At 69.6% G+C, this 19,384-nt stretch carries 17 protein-coding genes and 4 pseudogenes; 10 read left to right on the top strand and 11 right to left on the bottom strand.

Annotation, left to right across the window (positions count from 1 at the left end; translation table 11 throughout):
- Nucleotides 1–612: 612 nt before the first annotated feature.
- The 3 genes from EJ357_RS00440 to EJ357_RS00450 all read left to right on the top strand — a co-directional run bounded on the left by EJ357_RS00440 (nt 613) and on the right by EJ357_RS00450 (nt 2,586).
- Nucleotides 613–1,542, top strand: coding sequence for a hypothetical protein (locus EJ357_RS00440; protein WP_126387529.1), 930 nt, complete (start codon nt 613–615; stop codon nt 1,540–1,542).
- Between the two features lie 26 nt (nt 1,543–1,568).
- Complete coding sequence (locus EJ357_RS00445; RefSeq protein WP_126387531.1) at nt 1,569–1,811, top strand: hypothetical protein; 243 nt, start codon at nt 1,569–1,571, stop codon at nt 1,809–1,811.
- Nucleotides 1,812–1,923: 112 nt separating this feature from the next.
- Complete coding sequence (locus EJ357_RS00450; RefSeq protein ID WP_175647245.1) at nt 1,924–2,586, top strand: HAD family hydrolase; 663 nt, start codon at nt 1,924–1,926, stop codon at nt 2,584–2,586.
- On the opposite strand, the pseudogene EJ357_RS00455 reads toward EJ357_RS00450, so the two are convergent.
- Nucleotides 2,567–3,731, bottom strand: a pseudogene (locus tag EJ357_RS00455) (helix-turn-helix domain-containing protein). The gene EJ357_RS00450 and the pseudogene EJ357_RS00455 overlap by 20 nt on opposite strands.
- Before the next feature lie 544 nt (nt 3,732–4,275).
- Here EJ357_RS00455 and EJ357_RS00460 point away from each other — a divergent pair.
- The gene (locus tag EJ357_RS00460) at nt 4,276–4,773 is read left to right on the top strand and encodes a DUF6415 family natural product biosynthesis protein (RefSeq protein WP_175647246.1); all 498 of its coding nucleotides are present in this window, start codon (nt 4,276–4,278) and stop codon (nt 4,771–4,773) included.
- A 561-nt stretch (nt 4,774–5,334) separates the two neighbouring features.
- Nucleotides 5,335–5,553, top strand: coding sequence for a hypothetical protein (locus EJ357_RS00465; protein ID WP_126387533.1), 219 nt, complete (start codon nt 5,335–5,337; stop codon nt 5,551–5,553).
- A 184-nt stretch (nt 5,554–5,737) separates the two neighbouring features.
- On the opposite strand, the gene EJ357_RS00470 is transcribed toward EJ357_RS00465, so the two are convergent.
- Both EJ357_RS00470 and EJ357_RS00475 read right to left on the bottom strand, forming a co-directional pair.
- Nucleotides 5,738–6,262, bottom strand: coding sequence for a nuclear transport factor 2 family protein (locus tag EJ357_RS00470; protein ID WP_126387535.1), 525 nt, complete (start codon nt 6,260–6,262; stop codon nt 5,738–5,740).
- A complete protein-coding gene (locus EJ357_RS00475) occupies nt 6,259–6,969 on the bottom strand; it encodes an SDR family NAD(P)-dependent oxidoreductase (protein ID WP_126387537.1) in 711 nt (236 codons plus the stop codon). The genes EJ357_RS00470 and EJ357_RS00475 overlap by 4 nt, the downstream gene beginning before the upstream one ends.
- A 103-nt stretch (nt 6,970–7,072) precedes the next feature.
- Here EJ357_RS00475 and EJ357_RS00480 point away from each other — a divergent pair, with 103 nt between their 5' ends.
- Both EJ357_RS00480 and EJ357_RS00485 read left to right on the top strand, forming a co-directional pair.
- A complete protein-coding gene (locus EJ357_RS00480) occupies nt 7,073–7,915 on the top strand; it encodes a helix-turn-helix transcriptional regulator (protein WP_228472865.1) in 843 nt (280 codons plus the stop codon).
- Between the two features lie 171 nt (nt 7,916–8,086).
- Nucleotides 8,087–8,839: pseudogene (locus EJ357_RS00485) on the top strand (transposase); the annotation flags it as partial.
- Nucleotides 8,840–9,108: 269 nt separating this feature from the next.
- Here the strand turns inward: EJ357_RS00485 and EJ357_RS00490 are convergent.
- The 3 genes and pseudogenes from EJ357_RS00490 to EJ357_RS00500 form a co-directional block, all read right to left on the bottom strand.
- A complete protein-coding gene (locus tag EJ357_RS00490; protein WP_126387541.1) occupies nt 9,109–9,960 on the bottom strand; it encodes a helix-turn-helix domain-containing protein in 852 nt (283 codons plus the stop codon).
- 16 nt (nt 9,961–9,976) lie between these two features.
- Nucleotides 9,977–10,520: pseudogene (locus EJ357_RS00495) on the bottom strand (DUF6879 family protein).
- Nucleotides 10,492–10,745: pseudogene (locus tag EJ357_RS00500) on the bottom strand (hypothetical protein). The pseudogenes EJ357_RS00495 and EJ357_RS00500 overlap by 29 nt, the downstream one beginning before the upstream one ends.
- A gap of 232 nt (nt 10,746–10,977) precedes the next feature.
- On the opposite strand from EJ357_RS00500, the gene EJ357_RS48005 reads away from it, so the two are divergent.
- Both EJ357_RS48005 and EJ357_RS00510 read left to right on the top strand, forming a co-directional pair.
- Nucleotides 10,978–11,388, top strand: coding sequence for a DUF6415 family natural product biosynthesis protein (locus EJ357_RS48005; RefSeq protein ID WP_175647247.1), 411 nt, complete (start codon nt 10,978–10,980; stop codon nt 11,386–11,388).
- 335 nt (nt 11,389–11,723) lie between these two features.
- A complete protein-coding gene (locus EJ357_RS00510) occupies nt 11,724–11,942 on the top strand; it encodes a hypothetical protein (RefSeq protein ID WP_126387543.1) in 219 nt (72 codons plus the stop codon).
- A gap of 132 nt (nt 11,943–12,074) precedes the next feature.
- Here the strand turns inward: EJ357_RS00510 and EJ357_RS00515 are convergent, their stop codons facing one another.
- Nucleotides 12,075–12,512, bottom strand: a complete 438-nt coding sequence (locus EJ357_RS00515; RefSeq protein WP_126387545.1) for a glutaredoxin domain-containing protein — start codon at nt 12,510–12,512, stop codon at nt 12,075–12,077.
- A gap of 108 nt (nt 12,513–12,620) precedes the next feature.
- On the opposite strand from EJ357_RS00515, the gene EJ357_RS00520 reads away from it, so the two are divergent.
- Nucleotides 12,621–13,426, top strand: a protein-coding gene (locus EJ357_RS00520; RefSeq protein ID WP_126399039.1) for an IS5 family transposase whose coding sequence is annotated in 2 segments (ribosomal slippage) — nt 12,621–12,915 and nt 12,915–13,426 — 807 coding nt in all. Because the reading frame shifts where the segments join, the coding sequence is not laid out codon by codon here.
- Between the two features lie 886 nt (nt 13,427–14,312).
- On the opposite strand, the gene EJ357_RS00525 is transcribed toward EJ357_RS00520, so the two are convergent.
- From EJ357_RS00525 to EJ357_RS00540, 4 genes are all read right to left on the bottom strand, one after another.
- Entirely contained in the window at nt 14,313–15,935 is a 1,623-nt protein-coding gene (locus EJ357_RS00525) for an NADH-quinone oxidoreductase subunit NuoF family protein (RefSeq protein WP_126399042.1), read from the bottom strand.
- Between the two features lie 359 nt (nt 15,936–16,294).
- Nucleotides 16,295–17,098 (bottom strand): sigma-70 family RNA polymerase sigma factor, encoded by an 804-nt coding sequence (locus EJ357_RS00530; RefSeq protein WP_126387547.1) that lies wholly within the window; start codon nt 17,096–17,098, stop codon nt 16,295–16,297.
- On the bottom strand, nt 17,095–17,322 hold the full coding sequence (locus EJ357_RS00535) for a hypothetical protein (RefSeq protein WP_126387549.1): 228 nt from the start codon (nt 17,320–17,322) through the stop codon (nt 17,095–17,097). Before EJ357_RS00535 ends, EJ357_RS00530 begins: the two co-directional genes overlap by 4 nt.
- A gap of 373 nt (nt 17,323–17,695) precedes the next feature.
- On the bottom strand, nt 17,696–18,820 hold the full coding sequence (locus EJ357_RS00540) for a hypothetical protein (protein WP_126387551.1): 1,125 nt from the start codon (nt 18,818–18,820) through the stop codon (nt 17,696–17,698).
- Nucleotides 18,821–19,384 lie beyond the last annotated feature (564 nt).

Genomic DNA, 19,384 nt, shown 5'->3' on the forward strand with positions numbered 1-19,384 from the left:
CCGTCGGCTCCGGGAAGACCTGTACGCCCTGCGGATCATCTCCGCCCGCCTGCCAAACCGCATACGGCGCTCGCCAGAGAGCCGATCCGCCTTGACCTGCGGCCCACCGGGAATCACCTGTCCGGGTCGCCTCGACGGGCTGCTTCAGCAGCATTTGAAGCCTTGAATGATCCCCTGGCCAGCCAGGGGGCGGTTGAGGTGCTGATGCCGTAGACGGCATCACGAACATCGCCACCGCCCATCTGATGCAACTTCCGGCGCTTCGTGGAGGAACCGAGGGCCACCGCACCCCGTTCCACGTCCGGAACAAGCATGTGCCCGCCTTCGAACGGCAGCGCGCCGCCTAGCGCAGAAGCCGGTCACGTCACTCGAGGCGCCCACGAGATTGACAGCAACCCACCAAGAGCGTCATATTGATTACGCGAAATGGCGGCAAAGCGGTGGGCGGCGGAAAGCATCCCCTATGAGGGTGTCGGCCCAGAGCGGCAACCCCGGCCGAACGTCCCGCCGACCACCATCACCAACTCGACTCGCCCGCCGGTGCGTGAGCGCCGCAGGGACAAAGAGGAGCAGGCCCCAAGTATAGGGCCGCGGCCAGAAGCGGAGAGTGCAATGACCAAGGCCCTGAACCCGCAGCGCCGCGTCGTCGGCGGCCGCGCCCTGGTCAACCGGGACTGGATCCGCGAGTACACCGGCGCCAGCGGCGGCTCCGCGGCCCGCTGGTACAAGGTGCGCGACGAGCAGCCGCAGGAGCACCGTCACCCGGAAAAGGAGCGGATCGAGGGGACCGACTTCTACGACGAGCAGCAGTTCCGGAGCTTCTACACATGGTTCCAGGCGGAGAAGGCGAGCAAGGTCCTCAAGGCCGACCCCGAACTGTACGAGCTCGACCCTGAGGATGTCGTCTCCATCAACAAGGCCGCCGAGCTGCTGAACTTCAGCGGGGCCTCGGTGATCCGCAAGTACCAGCAGGCGAACCCCGGCTACTTCCCGGCCCCCGCCGGCGAGGTCGAGGGCCCCACCGGCCGCATGATCCAGGCCTTCCGCGTCGGCGACCTGCAAGCTTTCGACGGCAAGCGCACCGGGGACAAGCTCGGCAAGGCCGGCCGCCGTCCGGGGCCGCAGCCCGAGGCGCCTGTCGGCCGCCGCTCCGCCCTCGAGGAGGCCCTCGCCTCCGAGCTGAGCGCCCGCGGGGGCATCGAGCCGCTCACCGCCACACAGCTGGCCGCGCAGTACGCCGCCCAGGCGATCGAGCGCGACGGCTACCACCCCGGCCTGGCCGCAGAGCTCAGCGCGCAGTACGGCGGTCCGCAGAGGTCCTGGGAGTACGTCGTACGCAACGCCCGCAAACACCACCCCGAGGCCACGCCCTCCCCCTCCCCCGCCGGCCGGCGAGTGGAGATCGCCCTGACCGCCCTGCGCGAGCGCGGCGACGTCCGGGGCCTTGCCGCCTCCCTCGCCCGCGAACACGGAGGCAGCCCCGACGTGTGGTCCCGCGCAGTGAACACCGCGCGCACCCAGCTCACCGAACCCACCACCTGATCGCGCCCCTCCCGAAAGCCGAACCGATGGCCAGCTTCCAGATCCGCGATACCACCACCTGTCAGCTCCTCGCCCGCGGCCTGCCCGACTACCCCGCAGCCGAGGCCGCCATCGACCGCATCGACGACCAACTGGAACACGACCTCCAGCACAACAACGAGCACACCGGACGCATCCGCCTGGACATCGAAAAGGTCACCGCCGGCATCACCGAGCCCGTCGGCCACCACATCCTTCTCATCGGCGTCGACGACACACCCCGCCTCTGACCACCGCGCGAGAACCCGCAGCCGGACAGGGGCCATTGTCCTCAGCCCACGCCCAGCACACCCGTCGAGGCCACCTCGCCCACCGAACAAGGACCATGGGTACGCTGCCAGCATGATTCGCGCTGTGGTCTTCGATGTCGGCGAGTGCCTCGTGGATGAGACGACCGAGTACAGCACGTGGGCGGACTGGCTCGGGGTGCCCCGGCACACCTTTCACGCGATGTTCGGGGCGGTCATCGCCCAGGGCCGCGACTACCACGAAACGTTCCAGGAGTTTCGGCCCGGCTTCGACCTTGATGCGGAGCGGGAGCGGCGTGCGCAGGCCGGACGGCCCGAGACGTTCGGCGAGGACGATCTGTATCCGGACGTCCGCGATGCTCTGGCTGCTCTGCGTGCGGATGGTCTGTGGCTGGGGGTTGCCGGGAACCAGACGGTGCGGGCCGGGCGGATCTTGCGAGGGCTGTTCGGCCAGGATGTGGATCTGATCGGCACCTCCGACGACTGGGGGGCTTCCAAGCCGGCGCCTGCGTTTTTTGAGCGGGTGGCAAAGGTGGTGCCGGTCGAGGCCGAGGAGATGCTGTACGTCGGGGACCGCGTCGACAACGACATCCGCCCGGCTCACCAGGCGGGGATGCATACGGCGCTGGTGCGGCGCGGTCCGTGGGCGACGGTCCAGTGGCGCAGTGAGGAAGCGCAGAAGCTGCCGACGTTCCGCGTGGAGAGCCTGCTGGAGTTGTCGGGTCTGATTGCGCAGTTCAACGGCTCAGCGCGCTGATGGCGGTCGACCAGCCGTAGAGGCGGTCGTCGAGTCCGCGTACGCAGGGCTGGTGCTGGTGCGCGATGAGCATGCGGCGGACTTCTCGTACGCGGTCCATGCCCATCGCGTACCAGGTGCGCTCGAGGTGATCGAGGGCGCGCAGGGCGTACTGGCAGGCCTGTTCGAGTTGGCCGGCGGCAGCCTCGACTGCGGCCAGGTCGCCGAGGACGACGGTGCGTTGTTTGTCGTCGCTGGGTTTGAGGGCGTCGAGAACGTGCTGCAGCGTCTCTCTAGCCTGGGGCAGGTGGCCTGCGATGAGCTGGGTGTTGCCTGCTGCCGGCGGCGAGAATGCCCTCGGCGTGCTGAATGAGCTGGAGGGCCGTGCGTGTGTGGCCGCAGCGTGTCTCGCATTCGGCTTCGACCGCGTCCAGCCAGGCCAGGAGGTTGGCGCAGGCAGGGCCTCGGCGGGCGTAGGTGCGGGCGGCGGTGATCCGCTCCAGGGCCGCGTCCCGCTCCCCTGCCCAGGCCGGGATGAAAGCGGAGTGCGCAAGGATCGCAGCGCCGAGCAAAGGCGCGTCCGCTTCGCCTGCTGCCTGCAGGGCGCGCACGAGGGTCTGCCGGGCGCGGTCGGCGTCGCGGAGGTCGAAGAACTCGATACGCGCGGCCACCAGCCATGTCTCGCCGAGGGCGGCCGCGATGCGCTGCCGGGTCTGGCCGGCTGTCTCCAGGAGCAGAGCGCATCCCAGGGCGGCATGGGCGAGCGCAGCGGGGTGGAGAGTGGCGGGGGCGACGGACCAGTACAGGCGGCGGTGGGAACGGGTGACGGCCGTGAAGTCCTCTGCCGCGGTGGCCGGTTGCAAGGAGAGCGCCTGCCTCGGTACGGCCGGCAGACCCCCGCCCGTGACCGCTCCGGCGAAAGCGCTGTGCCGGGCGCGTTCGGGGTGCGGCCCATCCGGCGGAGTGAATCCCAAAGACTGAAGGTCCTGGCCGAGTAGGCGGGTGAGGGCCTGAGCCATCTCTGGCTGCGGCCACGGCGGAGTGTCGGACTCCCATCTGCGGACCTGACGCACCCCCACCTGCAAGGCGTCCGCGAGGGCCTGTTGCGAGTGATAACCGGCCGCCACACGGGCGGACTTGAGCCGGGTGCTGCCTGCCGGGCGCACCTGTGCCTCACCTCCGCATCGAGCACCGATGCAAGTGTTGCCGAAAGCCCTCCACTTGACCACCCGTCGCCTCCGCGCAGCCCCCAAAGTCCTTTTCAGGGCCATAAGAAGACCTCTTGAAGTCCTCGGTTTGCTGTTGCTCGAGGGCCAGGGTGATAGCCACCTTTAGATCGCCTCAGGCGACGCCGAGGAGCCGCACGATGCCGACCACCCGTCTCTCGACCACCGCTCCGCACGCCCGCGCGCCCCGGCGTCATCATCAACGCACAGCATGGGCTGGTCGAAGGCGGCGTCTCGTCCTCGCAGCGTCCGACGGCGAAGGCACCGGAGCAGCCGCAGGCAGCAGAACACCGGCTGCCCTGTTACCCATGCATGCCCACACTGCCGACAACTGGTCATGCATGGGAACAGGCCCAACTGGCCGCCCCCTCGGCCGGCAGCAGGCTTGCTCCTCGCCTCGAGATCTAACGGATCAGGACCACGGGCATCGAGCAGACCCAGGGGCGCACCACAGCGTTACGCATCCCCCTGCAGGAGTTGCGCAATGAACCGCACCCTGAACACAACGCCAGCCACCCAGCCGGTGGACATCGACACGATGCGCCACAGCATCAGCCAGCTCCTCGGCCGCGATGCGCCGCCGCCCGCCCGCGACGAGCTGCCCGTATCAGACAGCCTGCTGCGCGGGCACCTGCAGCTGATCATCCCGGAGGTCGAACGCGCCGCACACGCCCGGGACGAGGACGACGTGCCCCGCTACTGCGCCCTCGCCTGCGTCGGCGAGGCCCGCGGCAAACTCCGCGCCACCGCCGCGCAGGGCGAGCACGGTGCCCTCACCCACGCGCGCAAGCTCGCCCGCACCCTGGCGGCCCTGTGCGACCACTACGAAGCCCTGACCGACGCCGTGATGTGCCTGGCCTGCGACCAGCCCCTGCGCGACGACGAAGAAACGCTCCCCTACGGCCTCGTCAGGCCCAGCGACTCAGCCACCCGGGCGGGCAGCCTCCACACCCGATGCGCCCACGCCGTCCGCCGCCACTAATAACCCCCGCCCTGCCAAGGCCGCGCCCCCACCATCACCGCCCCCGAACACTCAAGCCCTGGGCAAACCGGGCCCCGGGGCGCGCCTCCGACAAGGGCCAACCGCAGGCACCTTCGGTGCCCTTCCCCTCCCCGCCACCACCTCACACGAGCCGCCACGAGCCGCCGCGGGCCGCCACCGCCCGGCGCCCGCCCCACCGGAGACCGCCATGAACACCCACGCCGATCCCCCGCCCGTCAGGCCGCCCAGCCTGCCACGGCGCAGCGACCGGGCACCGGACGCCCCCGAGATGATCCGGCAGTGGCTCGCCACCGCTCACGACGTGCCGACACGAGCACGCGCCGAGTGGACCGACCAGGGTGTGGCCCTGCTGCCGCTGGGGCGGCGCTTCGCCGCCATCCGCATCCCCGGCGCTCTCATCCACGCCGCCGCCGGCAGCGACGTCCCCGGCCTGATCACAGAAACGGTGCGCGAGGCGCTCGACGGTCCGGTCATCCACGACCACCTCACCACCGGGCCCGCCTACTACGTCCTCGTCGCCCACGGACGCGGCATGCCCTGGTGGGGGCCAACGACACGCCACTCCTTGCCACCGGCAGCTACCTCGGCGTCCCCGCCCTCGACCGCACCACACCCCCCGGAACCCACTGGGTCACCCCACCCTGCCACCGCAACGGCCTCTGCCCGCACGACGCCGTCCTCGACCTCATCCTCAGAGCACGCCGCGCACTGCGCGCAGCCGCCCGCAACAACGCCTGCGGTCCACCCCCTCAAGGCTGACTCCACATCAGCCCACCCCCGGCCCCCAGGCCACCACAGCCCCGGGCCCCCCGTCCCTGCCGGACGCCGATCCGAGACCCCCGACTCGACCAGGCCCGGCAGGGGGCGGGATCCCGGCCGGCGCGCCCCCGGCGGACCGCTGCGGTCTGCCGGGGGGCGCCTCTGAGGCTGCCGGGTCTGCAGATCAGCGGTCTTGGGCGGCTGCTTCGGCCTCGGAGTCGGCGATGCCGAGGTTGGCGTAGGCGACCGGGTTGGCGTACTCCCACACCTTGATGATCTGGCCGTCGGCGACGTCGATGCGGAAGATGTAGACGTTGTTGTAGACGAGCTTCTCCGCGCTGGACAGGATGTCGCCGTTGGCCTGGAGGAACACCGAGCGGGCGTCCTCGCTGACCGTCCAGACCTTGTCCAGGAAGGCGACGTGGTCGAACTTCGCCGCGACCGACTCGACGTAGGCGAGGACGGCGGCGGGGCTGTCGAAGACGTACCAGGGCTCGGGGGTGCCCGCGATCGACAGCGGGATGACGAAGGTCGCCTCCTTGGACAGCAGGTCCGCCACTGCGGCCGGGTCGCGGTTTTCGAACGCGGTGATGAACGCCTGGGCGGTCTCGAGGGACTTCTGGTGCATGCCGTTCATGATCATTCTTTCGTGGTGGTGGGGCACGGCCGCGGTCTGCAGCCGCGGGAGCGGGAAGGGTGCAGAGGTCACCAGGGCACGGGGCCGGTGGCGCCGAGGAAGGCAGGGCTGGGCGCGCCGGGGCCGGCGGTGGCGGCCGCGGCGATCACCGCCGCGCCGTCCTCCACGCTCTGGGTGCCCTGGTGGCCGTTGAGGTCGGTCGCGGTGAATCCGGGGTCGACCGAGACCACACTGATGTGCGGGAACGCTTGTGCGTAGACCGCGGTCAGCATGTTCAGCGCGGCTTTGGAGGAGTTGTAGGCCAGCAGCGGCGCCCACGCCTGAAGGATATCGGTGTGGGCGGCCGGGCCGGCGTTGATCGCCAGCGAGCCCAGGCTGCTGGAGACGTTCACGACCGCGGGACGGGCCGCGGCCTGCAGCAAGGGCAGAAAAGCGCGGGTGGTGCGCACAGCCCCGAAGACGTTGGTGTCGAAGACCTGCTGCAGATCGGCGGCGGTCAGCTCACCGGCCGGCGCGGCCGGCCCGGCGATGCCCGCATTGTTGACCAGCACATCCACGCGGCCCGCCTCGGCGCGCACCCTCTGTGCGGCCGCATCGACCGACGCCTCGTCGGTGATGTCGATCAGCAGCGGGCGGGCCCCGAGGGCCTTCGCGGCCTGCTCGCCGCGGTGGGCGTCGCGGGCGCCGGCATAGACGGTGTGGCCCTGCTCGATCAGGCGACGGGCCGTTTCGAAACCGAGCCCCTTGGTGGCCCCGGTGATCACGGTGATTGTTGTCATGCCACCGAGCCTGCGCGCTGCAGCAACACACAGGGAGAGCTCTCCTCAGCGGGGGGTCGGCCAGTACCAGGCTGTCGCACCCTGCCCGGCGGACAATGGATGCGTGAACGACGAACCCGCAGCGCTTGGCCAGGCCCTTCGCCACTGGCGTGACCGCACCAGCCCCAAAGACCTGGGCCTGCCCCTCGGGGGCGTCCGCCGCGCCCCCGGACTGCGACGCGAAGAGCTCGCCCAGCTCGCCGGACTCTCCGTCGACTACGTCGTCCGCCTGGAACGAGGCCGCGCCACCTCACCCTCCGGGCAGGTCCTGGCCTCCCTCGCCCGCGCCCTGCGCCTGACCGAGACCGAACGCGACCACCTCTACCTCCTCGCCGGCCAGGCACCACCCACCACCGGCCACATCTCCCCACACATCCCGCCCAGCGTCCAGCGCCTGCTCGACCAGCTGAACGGCAACCCGCTCAGCGTGCACGATGCCGCCTGGAACCTCATCTCCTGCAACCCCCTGTGGGCCGCCCTCATGGGCGACCCCTCGCCCTGGCGCGGCAAAGACCGCAACATCGCCTGGCGGCACTTCACCCACCTGCCCACCCGCGTCACCCACACCCCCGACCAACAGAACCGGCTCGAAACAGCCCTCGTCTGCGACCTGCGCTCCTGCGCCGCCCGCTACCCCAAAGACACCCACCTCACAGCACTGATCACCAGCCTGCGCAGCACCAGCGAACGCTTCGAGGACCTGTGGGACTCCCACACCGTCGGGTTCCACACCACAGACAGCAAGACCGTCCACCACCCCGACCTCGGCCCCGTCACCGTCGACTGCGACACACTCACCATCCCCGGAAACGATCTACGTATCGCCATCTGCTCCGCACCACCGGCAACCACCACAGCCGAACAACTCGCCCTGCTCGCAGCCATCGGCACCCAAACCCTGACCTGACACACCCCACCGCCAAGGCTCAACACCCCCACACCCAAACCCACCACTCCCTCAAACCGGGAGACCAGCACAGCACCTCCAGCCACACCAAGCGCAAAACCCCGCCACCCGACGGCCCGCCACCAAGACGACACCACCCCAGAAGCTGCCCCCTAACCGGCAGGGCGCTCGATGCGCTCGCCGGACACGGGCGAGGTGAAACCAGCGGAAGATCCGAAACGGATCCAGCCACTCTCCGGGCCGACCGAAGGCCAGTTCACCCAGCTGGTGACGCTGGTGGCACTGGTGCGGCGCCGCGGCAATGACGCTCAGCACGGCCGTCCCTGACAGCTGCCGCCGGCGGACCGGGCGCTGCTGGTAGCGACGTACTGGCGCACAAACCTGACATTGCGACAGCTGGCGCCACTGTCCGCAGCCTCGAAACCTGCGGCCGACCGCACCCTCGACCACCTCGCCCCTCCGCCGGCCACCTCACCGGCCCGCAAGCCGCACAAGGACACCGTCCACACCCTCGACGGCACCCCGGCACCCCGGCACCCACCCACGACCGCAGCATCGCCACCCCCAGCAACAACCACCGATACTCGACGAACCATCAGGCCGTCACCGACGCCAACAACCGCCCGATGGAAACGACCGGCCTACCACTGCCCGACAGCCCGGACGACTACCGGGCATTCACAGAACCCGGCACCGACCAGACCCGCCACGACACACCGCCCCTCGCCGACGGCGGCTACCAGGGCACCAGCCTGATCACCCCGCACCGCAGACCACGAGGCCAGACGCACCAGCCCACAGCAGCAAGCGGAGAACACGATCCACCGCCGGACCCGAGCCCAGGCGGAACACACCCTGTCACGGTGGAAAAACCGCAAGATCCCGCGCCACTACCGCCTCAAAAGCAACGACGCGCACCACGCCACGCCCAGCACCACCCCACAACACAGCCCTCACCCGACAACCCACACCCCACACGAGACAACCTGCGCGCTAGGGAGGCCGAGATCGACATTCTCCGGGAGCAGGCTGCGAAGGGCCCTGGCTTCACCCTCAGAGATGGCCAGGGAGGCAATCCAAAGCCGACAGAGGGCCATCGCAGAGATCAAGGCAGAGCTGCCGAAGATCGACCAAGAGTTCCCAGACCCCGAGTAGTAGGCACCCCTCGGGGCTAGAGATGCCGGTTGGCACGATCAGCCATCCAGCGCGGCGAGCGCATGTGTCACGAGTCCCCGCGCGGCGGCTCCGTGAACGGCGAGCCCGGACAGTCCGTGGAAGGCGTGAAGGTAGGCGTCGACCTGCCCCGGCGCCGTAAGCGTCGCGGCGGCGTCGAGCGAGTCGGCGTGGACCCGCTGATCGTCGAACACGGTGAAGGTCGCCATCGGCCAGACGGTGCGCTCGACGGCGAAGGGGATCACGCCCAGCGAGACGGACGGCAGCGCCATCGCGGAGAGCAGGTGCCCGAGCTGCGCGGCCGTCGTGTCGGCGTCGCCGATGCGATACCGCAGCACCGACTCTTCGAGCACGATCGCGAACCGGTGATCGCCCTCGCGGATCACTGAGTTGCGGCGCATGCGCGCTTCCACGGCCTCGGTGACGTCGTCGGGTGTCCTCCTGAAGGCGGCGATCGACTTCAGCAGGGCCGCGGCGTACCCCGGCGTCTGAAGGAAGCCCGGCACGACGTCCGAGCAGTAGACGCGGAAGAGCCGGGTGCGCTGGTACAAGGTCGCGCCGGACTCCTGAAGGCGGCGCAGTCCGGTCCGCTGGAGGCGACGCCACTCGACGTACATCTCGGCCGACTGCCGGTTGGCGGCGATCAGATCAGGCGCCCGGTCGGCTGCGTCGCACGCCTCGCACCAGGCGCGAATATCCCCGTCAGAGGCAGGCGTCTTCGCGCCCTCGATCCGGGCGGACTTGGACTCGTGCCAGCCGCAGCGGACGGCCAGCTCACGCTTGGTCAGACCAGCGTCGAGCCGGAAGTCCCGCAGGCGTGCCGCGAGACGCTCGCGGGCCTGCTGGACGCTCGACGACGGATGCGGAGACATGAGCTGGCTGTGCCGGTCAGACGGTGTACTGCTCATGCGGGACCGCGCGCTCCCAGAACGCCTCGAAGGCGGCCGACACGTGCTTGGTCAGCGTCGGGTCCTCGGTGAACTCGTCGTCGACCACGGCCCCGTCGCCGTCGCCGTCGCCGTCGCCGCCGCCGTCGCCGTCGAAGTGATGGACGCACGCCACACGGCCATCGAACAGCCAGAAGTCATTGCCCGGCAAGGAGAGATCAGTTGTCCGGCGCCGGGGCAGCCAGCGCACCCGCTCGCCCGCCTCGATCAACTCCCACGTGACGTAGTGCTCCACGGATGTACTCGGAGACCGGCTCAGAGACGACCCGGGCACGGCGGATCACTACACCCCGGCCGACCGTGTCCGCGATCGTCTGGAGGTAGTCGTCCCACCAGGAGGCGCGATCGTCCCAGTCGATCCGGTCGCCCCGCCGCCAGGCGTCGAAGCGCTCGGCCGGCGCGTAGGCGTCCCTGAGCTCCAGGTGGACGGCGGAGTGCTCACAGCCCGCCAGCAACTCAGCGAACGTGGGCGCGCTCGACGGCATCACACGCCTCCCTGATCACCGGATCATCCGGGCCGGGATGCGGATGATCGCCTCCGTGTCGGGCACAGAGCCGCTCGCGGGGCTCGACGACTCGCAGGCGGCCTGCGTGGCGGCGTCCGGCCTCCAGCCCTGGAACAAGATCTCTCCTGTCTCGGCGTCCGCCCACACGGTGGGACAGTGATCGCGGCCGGTGTCGGGGTCGATCCCGATGAACTCCATGGCCATGATCGCGTCTCCTGATCTCCTATGTCCAGGCGCTTGCTCGTGCTTGCACATCAGCGCCACGGCCTGCCACGACAGCGTCAACAGGGCGTCTTGCCGCGCGAATTGGCGTGCAAGCCCATGCAAGTTCGTAGCCGACCAGAGTGGCGCGTTCCTAGCGTCGACAGACACGAGAAGACCCCGGCGACCACTGACACGGCCCCGGGGCCGGCCGACGCTTCGAAGGAGCGACGACATGGCAACTCCTACCACCCGCCCACCGGCTGAGGCAGAGGCACCGCCCCTGGACGTCGAGACGATCCGGAAGACCGCCCGGCGGCTGCTCACCGACGACGCCGACCCGCTCACGCCCGAGGCGCCGACGCCGCTCGCTGTGCTGCTGCGTGATCACATCCGGCAACTGAACCCCGAAGCCAAGGCAGCCATCCCGGGCCTGCCGCAGGACGACGTCCCGAAGATGTGCGCGCAGGCATGCCTCGGCGAGACACAGATGCGCCTGCGCCTTGGCAACGGAGACACCGCCGCCGTCCGGCCGGCCGTGACGACCAAGCCGGCACGGTCGGTGAACGCACTGTACAACCACCGCGTGAACCTGGGCGGTCAGCGGGCAACAGCGTCCACATCTGCCGTGCCTGCGAGGAACTGATCACCCACCCGGCGGACGGCGCGATCGCCGCTCAAGAGCTCGGCAACTCCGGGCCGGACTGGGACACCTGGGCCCACCGCGAACACGCCGAGGACATAGAACCGATCGACCCGGACCTGCCGCGGATTACGACCCGCATCCGGGCCGCCCACAGCCCAGCTTGAGTTTTATCCTCGCAGGTCGAATCGTTCCATGAACTTGATCATTCAAGGTGATAACTGCCGTACGGCGGTGCGGACTTCGCCCGAACCGGTGACGAGGACGACCGGGACCCCTCCCCGCCGACGCCGGTTAGCGTCGCGGTCCGGTCCGCTACCTTGTCGGATGGAGAATCCGTGGAAGCAGTATTCGGCATCGCTTTCGTCCTGGTGATCTGGGTCGTCCCCCTCGTCGTCACGGCCCTCAAAGGCAAGTACGGCATGGCTGTCTTCGGCGTGGCCTTTCACTTCCTCTGGTGGGTCGGGGCCATCCGTCTCGCCAAGCCGGATTCCTTCTGGTCACGGCGCTTCTACGACGACGACAGGCTGCGTGAGGCGGTCCGGCGCTTCGAGTAGCGCGCCGTGTTCTGGCGGGGGGCGGCATGGGCCGCCCTCCGATGGCAGGCAGCCTCGGCCGCCCCTCAGCTTGTCTTGTAACCTCCGTGCGCTTGGTGCGGCGGGTGGCTCTCCGTAGGGTGCGGTTTCTGATCACGCGGAAGGGGAGAGCTGTCCGCGCACCCATTCGGGGTCGGGGTTGGTGTGTGGCTGGCCCGCCACGATGACGGTCGGCACGGTCTCGTTACCGTCGTTGGCTGCTCTCACCGCTGCGGCTCCTGCCGGGTCGCGCCAGATGTTGACCCAGTGCAGCTGGCGGGCGCTGCGGCCCAGCCGGATGCGCAGCCGGATGCAGTACTTGCAGCCCGGCCGCCAGAAGACGACCGGTCGGTCGTCGACCGCACTGCGGCGTTGTGCTTCCTGCACGCCGATCGACCTCGGGAAGATCAGGGGTGAGTTCACGCCGGCGAGCGCCAGGAACGCCAGCAGGAGGGCTGCGGCTGTGCCGGGGCTCCCCTTGAAGATCAGCCCGGTTGCGACGGCTGAGCCGCTGAGCACAAACAGCATCGGCAGGATCCAAGCGCGCATCATGGTGATGCAGGCTATCGACGAGTCGAAATGCTCCTCGAACTAGGCCGCTCACCTAGCGCGTGTCTCTTTGGTGGGTTGGTCAGTTGATCGGATGTGTCCGTGCCGCTGATGCCGGCGGATCCGGTCCGCGGGCGGCGATGGGCCGACCACCGTCGCACTCTTGAGGCCATCGCGTGGAAGTACCGCACCAACTCGCCCTGGCGGAACCTTCCCGACGAACTCGGCTCCCTCCAGACCGCTCACAAGCGGCTGATCAGATGGGCCGTGGACGGCACCTGGGAGATGATCCTCGCCGCACTCCTGGCGGCGGCAGACGCCGACGACGACATCGACTGGACGGTGTCGGTGGACTCCACGATCGTCCGAGCTCACCAGCACGCTGCCGGAGCACTCAAAAGGGGGCGGCACGCTCCGGCGAGCCCGCCGATCACGCGCTCGGACGCTCCCGCGGCGGGCTGAGCACCAAGGTCCACCTGGCCGCAGACGGCCGCGCACGGCCTCTCGCCTTCACCGCCACCGCTGGCCAGGCAGGTGATGCACCCTCGTTCGAGACAGTGATGTCCCGCATCCGCGTGCCCCGCACGGGTCCGGGCAGGCCCCGGACCCGGCCCCTGGCTGTTCTGGCCGACCGCGCGTATTCCTCACGCGCCATCCGTAGCCACCTGCGGCGCCGGGGTATCCGTGCGGTCATCCCACAGCCGTCCGACCAAGTCGGCCACCGCCTGCGGCGAGGCAGACTCGGTGGCCGTCCGCCCCGCTTCGACAGCGAGGTCTACAAGCAGCGCAACACCGTCGAGCGGTGCATCAACCGCCTCAAGCAATGGCGCGGCCTGGCCACACGAACCGACAACCTCGCGATCGCCTACCAGGCCGCACTCCACCTCGCGCGCATCCTCATCTGGACCCGACGCTGACCAAAGAGACAGAACCTAAGCCCACCGCGAGCACGCCGAGGACGTAGAACCGATCGACCCAGGCCTGCTGCGGATCACGACCCGCATCTGGGCCGCCCACAGCCCAACGACGTAGCCACGACTTCAACGACGGCGCCAGGGTGACGCGTTCACCCTGGCCATCTGGCGGCGGGCGGGCGGAACGGGCCCCCTCGATCGCGAGGTTACAGGCCCGGCTCCGGTGCCAGATCGGCTTCTGCCCGGCGGAGACACCCGCCGGCTACCTCTTCCTGGCCGGGCCGCAAACCCCACCGGCCCGGCGAGCCGGCAAGACCACCCAGCCGCCAGTACGCCTCGCGCACGCGCGCCCCTCAGCCGAGCAGTGCAAGCACCTTGGAGAAAAGGGGCACCTCGCCTTCCTCGCGCGTGAGACCACGGTGTGGGGCGTCATTGGGACCCGCTATCGCTTCACCCAAAGCGGCCCCGAGCCGCTGCCCGGCCAGGACGACGAACCGCTGCCGTACGAACATCCCCAACTGGGCTGGTTCCTGGCCAGCCAGCTCGTACGCGACTGCGGGACTACGACGTCGTCCACCTCGACGACCTGGTGCACGCTGTGTGGAAGGCAGTTGGCTGGCCGATCTCTTGCGCCTGGCAGGGCGGCACGTTGTAGCAAGCGCCCTGCGCTGACAGGACGCCTGGGCTTGGCTCAGGCGGCCCCGTACACCGCCCCTGGATCGAGACCGCCCGCTCCCTTTCTGCCCTCCCGCGGTTGAATGGGAACGGCGCCGGGTCACGTGCTTTCACTTGTCTCTGGCTGGTTCGCGCGGCATGCCTGGAGCACTGTCGCGGTGACCGATCTCCTCCCGTGGTGCCGATGGCAAGGCCACGCACGGGAGGAGATCGGTCAGATGGCGCCGCGCCGGTCGGGTGTGCCGAGCTCTCGGCCCTGGGAGAGGATCGGCAGGTTGCGGGACGTCTGGTCGTGGGGCGTGTCCTCCTCGATGCGCAGGGCGAGGGCCGGGCAACGGCGCACCGCGCGGATGGCCTTGGCCTCGGCGTGGCGCGGGACCTTCGCCTGGGCGACGGTCGGGAAGCCGTCGGCGCCGAGCTGGAAGACCTCCGGGAGGATGTCCGCGCACAGGCCGTGGCCGCGGCACAGGGTCCAGTCGACGTAGATCTTCTGGCGGCTGGGGCCGTTCTCCTCCGCCTCGGCGCCGCCCGGGATGCCCGCCGGGCCCCTGCCGCCCTCGAAGAGCGGCAGAACGCCCTCCACGGGCCGTCCGCAGCCATTGCCGAGGACGTGCGCCGCGAGGTCGTCGGTGAACGCCTTGATGGTCGACTCCAGGAACATCGCGGAGCCGTCCGGGTGCGAGCACGCGCCGCGCCGTTTGACGTTCTTCGCAACCTGCTTGAGCGCCTCCAGGGCGGCGGGTCCACCGCCGTTGAGGATGTCCTCCATGCCGCGCGCGGCGGCCGGCAGACCGAGGTAGCAGGGACCGCACTGGCCCGCGCTCTCCTCGGCCAGCCACTGTGCGACGCGGAGGGACTCGCCGAGCGGGCATGTTTCCTGGGTGATCGGCAGGATCGCGCCGGCGCCCAGCGAACCGCCCACCGCGTCCAGGGAGTTGCGCGAGACGATGGCCTCGTTGACCGTCGCCGCGTCGATCCACTTGCCGTGGTAGCCGCCGGTGAGCACGCCCTGCGGGACGGGCGGGGCGCCGGCGAGCTGGAGGACGTAGCGCAGCGGCACGCCCGTGGGGACCTCGATGACCATAGGGCGTGCGACTGCGCCGGAGACGGTGAGCATGACGGTGCCCGGCTCGTCGTACAGGCCGGTGTTGCCGTAGCGCTCCGGGCCGATGCGGGCGGCGATCGCGAGCTGGGCGAAGGTCTCGGCGTTGGACAGCAGGGTCGGGGCGCCGCCGACGCCGTTCTGCGAGGCGCTGACCTTGCGGCCGGGCGGGATCGCCGGGCCGCCGTCGATGGAGCGGATCAGCGACGCCCCCGCTCCGGTGACCATGTGGCTGGGGTTGCGGTGCACCCACGCGCGTAGGGGCGAGCGGCGGCTGTTGCTGAGGCCGCGTTCGGCAAGGGCAGCCTCCATCGAGCGCTGCGTCGATTCACGGGTGACCCCGATGACGAGTTCACGGGCGCCGAGGGCCTCGGCGCACAGCAGCGCGCCGTCCAGGACGAGGTGCGGGGCGCGGTTGATCAGGACCGTGTCCTTACGGCAAGTGGGATCGCTCTCGCTGCCGTTGACGACGATGACCGGCCGGACGCCACGCTTGATGGCGGACTCGGCGACCGAGCGCAGCTTCGTGTGGAAGGGGAAGCCCGCGCCGCCGCGGCCCTTCAGGTTGATGTTCTCGGCGAGCTTCGCGAGCTGCTCGCCGCCCAACGGTTCGAGCGGCCCGTGCACCTTCAGATGCATGGGCAGGTCAAGTCTTTCGACAAGGTCGAAGCCCGACGTGAGCTGGGGAAGTCCGACCACGCGGACTTCCGGAATGTCGGGCAGGGTGCCTGCGATGTTGCGCGGTGTTGCCCAGTCTGTGCGGGCGGCAGTGGAGATCGATGCGGATCGGCGGCTGGCGTCGGCCCGCGGCCTGGTTTGCGCGGTGGTCTGCTTGGGGGCTGCTGCCTTGCGCAGCGTGTCGGTGAGCTTGTGCTCCACGTCGGTCGATGCCGTGAGCATCTCCCGGAGCGTCTCGTCTTCGGCGTGCAGCATCCGGGTGAGCGAGGATGCCTTCGGGTCCGCCTGTGCAGCGGCGTCGCATGCAGCCGACAGCTTTGCGTCGATGTCGGTCGACGCGTCCAGCGTGGCCTCCAGCTCGGTCGTGCCCGCCTCAAGGAACATCTGAAGACGGGAGTTCGAGGATGGTTCGGCGTTCACTGCCCACCTCCCGCGTCTTCGTCCAGCAGACGTTCCAGTTTCTGACGGGCCCGCCGCAGGTTCTGGCGTACGTTCGCGGCCGGCACGCCCAGCGCCTCGGCGGTCTCGGATGGTTCACAGCCGTCGAATTCGAACGCCATCACCGTGCGCTGCAGCAACGGCAGGCGCCGAAGCAGCTGGACCATGGCTAACTTCTCCGCAACGTCATCGCTGTGATCGTTCGCCGGGCTCTCGGGGATCTCCTCCGTCAGCTCGTCCGGTCTGATCCGGTACACGGACTTCAGCCACATGCGGTAGGCCGTGGTGCGCAGCCATGGTTCGGGACACTCAACGCGGCGCCAGGTCTCGGCCAGTTCCACACACGCGGATTGCACGGCGTCCTCCGCGTCTTGTCGCGAGCCACCGGCCTTGATCAAAAAGGCCACAAGGGGCACGAACCGAGCGCGGAACACGGCGGTGAAGGCCGCCTCCTCCTCAGAGCTTAGCCACGGCAGGCACCGCTGCTGCTGCGCGAGCGCTGCCGCCTTCTCGAAGTCCGTGCCGGCGGCCTCGAGAATCCCGCTCCAGGAGCTGACTGCCGGTGCCATCCGCAAGAGTGCGCGGCGTTCTCGTTGCGACCAGCCGCCGAAGATGCCGTCCGTGATGCGGTTGTCGAGGGCGTGGGCGAGGCACGGGATCTGGACCGGGCAGCCGAGGCAGTCGCTCTGGCGTCGTTCTCGCGCTCTGGCAGGAACGAACATCTCCCATGGGTCAACTGTGCGGCAGGCCGCACGGGTTGACCACTCAGTTGGCCCGCTCACACCGAACGCCTTTGTGTCCTGTCCTCTGCCCCGACCTCGATGGTCAGTTGGTCTGCCTCGTCGACGAAGCGGCTGCCCTGGGGAAGCTCACGCAGCACGTCACGGCGGAAGGCTCCGCGGGCTTTCTCCCGCTGGACGATGCCTCTCACGCGCACCCATGTACGCAGCACCAGGGCCAGATACCCCACCGCTGTGACTCCTGCCACGACTACATACTCAGGCATCGCTGCGTGCTCCGTTCGCCGCTCGGGTGAAGTGGTCATAGACAAGTGCCGTCCACAGCAGCCGCGCGTGACCTCGCGCGCCTGGATTTCTTGGCGCATCCGGCAACGTGCCTCGGCTCGGAGGGATCATCCGTTCCGTGTGCGCCGGTGTGCTGGCCGGTCGCCTGGGCGACGAGCGCGCGCTTTCAGACCGAGATCGCCCATGGCCTCGGGGAGGTTCGCTTTGGCCGGCCCGACGCATGCGATCGCCGTGACGAAGATGCGGGCTGTGGGGCTGACCTCGCACTGGCCGAGGCCCGGCTGTGGAGATCGATGCCGCGCGGGAGAGGCGGGACGTGGCCGCGCGTGGGCCTCGCTGGCGGTGTGCCGGAACTCAAGACACAATGAACGGCTGCTGCACCGACCTGGATCGATCGCCCCCAGCAGCTAGGCGCTCTTGCAGCCGTGCGTTACGGAACTCGTAGAGGGCACCGGTCTGCCGGAGTACCCCTCTGCGGTGAGCCTCGTCCAGGAAGCGCATGAGCCGCCAGGGCAGGCGGCCGGTGGTACACAGCCAGAGCCGGGTGACCAGGAACCAGCCCCAGGCGCTGAGAAGGACAGCGAAGGGGACCGCGAACAGCAGGATGAACGGTGAGGTCGAGACGGTGTCCGGGGTCGATTCCCCTGGTCCCCGTATGGCGAACGCGCACAGCAGGGCGAAGGCCGTCAGGAGGGCACCACGGCTGACCGCTGCAGCCCGGTCGGCGCGCAGCCCGTCCCATGGAGTGCCGAGCCGTGTGATGTCGGTGGGGGTGATCAGCCAGCGGTGCAGGGCTGCCGTGGCTCCGCTGAGGAGCCCGACGGAGAGGCCGATAAGCAGACACGTCCATAAGGCCCTGGCGAACAAGACACTTGGCGTGCCTGTGATGAGCCAGTTCCCTGTGGCATCCGGAAGGATGTCCTCCATGCCGTAGCTGTCGGCGAAGGTACCGTCGGACAGCTTCACTCGGATCCCGCCGTGACCTGGGCGCAGGTGGAATTCCATGGGTCGGTGGACTGTCTGGCACGTGCCGTCGCACGTCTCACCGGCGGTCTTCGCATAGACCGTCCCGTCGGGCAGGCGGTCGATTTTCCAGTGGGCTGCCTTGGGCGTGAGGGCGACCCGGGTGCCGTCGGCGAGCCGAGCGTGTCGCCATCCATCGGGGGTCACCAGGAATCGATCGCCGTTCGCAGCGGTGCGCCATACCCCGCCCGGCGGAAACTGCGGGGCTGCGGCCGCCCGGCCAGCGAGCACCGTGGCGTCCGCGACGCCGAAGCCGAGGCCGAGCAGGAGCCCTGCGGCGATCCCCCTGGCCAGTGCCCTGCCCATCACGGGAAGCACCCGCCGCCCCCGTGCCGAGGTCCCGCTGCCGGCGGTATGCGGGCTCTTCCAGACGGCCACGATCGCGGCAAGAGCTGCCAGCGCACCCCACGCCACGTTGACGCGGCCGGAGAGTCCGAACTGGACCGGGATCACCACCCCGAACGCGGTCGCCCCGGCGACGACCAGGAGTCCCAGCAGCCTTCTGGCCCATGGACGCCCTGTCTCTGCGGCTCCCAGTGGCCCCTTGTGGTTCTGCCGATGTTTCTTTTCTCGGGCAGATAGCCCACATGCCACCACAGGCTGATATCCGGTTCCCCGAGGTTCAGGCCGCGGAGCAGGGCGACACCCCCCTCGATCAGGTCAACAACAATGTGGCGATGCGGCGCCGGACGAGGGCCGCGCCGACCAGTCCGAGCGCGAGCATTCGGGGGCGCCGTACCGGTGAGCGAGCAGGTCCAGGACGCGCCGCATGGGGGGGGTGGGCCTGCCGAGCAGGCCCAGCACTGCCAGGGCCGTGGTGAGTACCAGACCTCCAGCGAGCGCCGCGGCAGTTCCGCCCGCCACTGGAACCTGACCGGATTGAGCGCGTAATCCTCGCCGCTGAGGTCACCGGCCACGCCGATGACCACGCCCAGCGGTATCGCTCCCGCCGCAAGGACAACCTCGCCGGGAACACCGGGGCTCCGCGTTGCTCGCCGCCGCAGGACGATCCTCCCCCCG

Source organism: Streptomyces cyaneochromogenes (assembly GCF_003963535.1).
In the GTDB taxonomy this organism is placed as follows: Bacteria; Actinomycetota; Actinomycetes; order Streptomycetales; family Streptomycetaceae; genus Streptomyces; species Streptomyces shaanxiensis.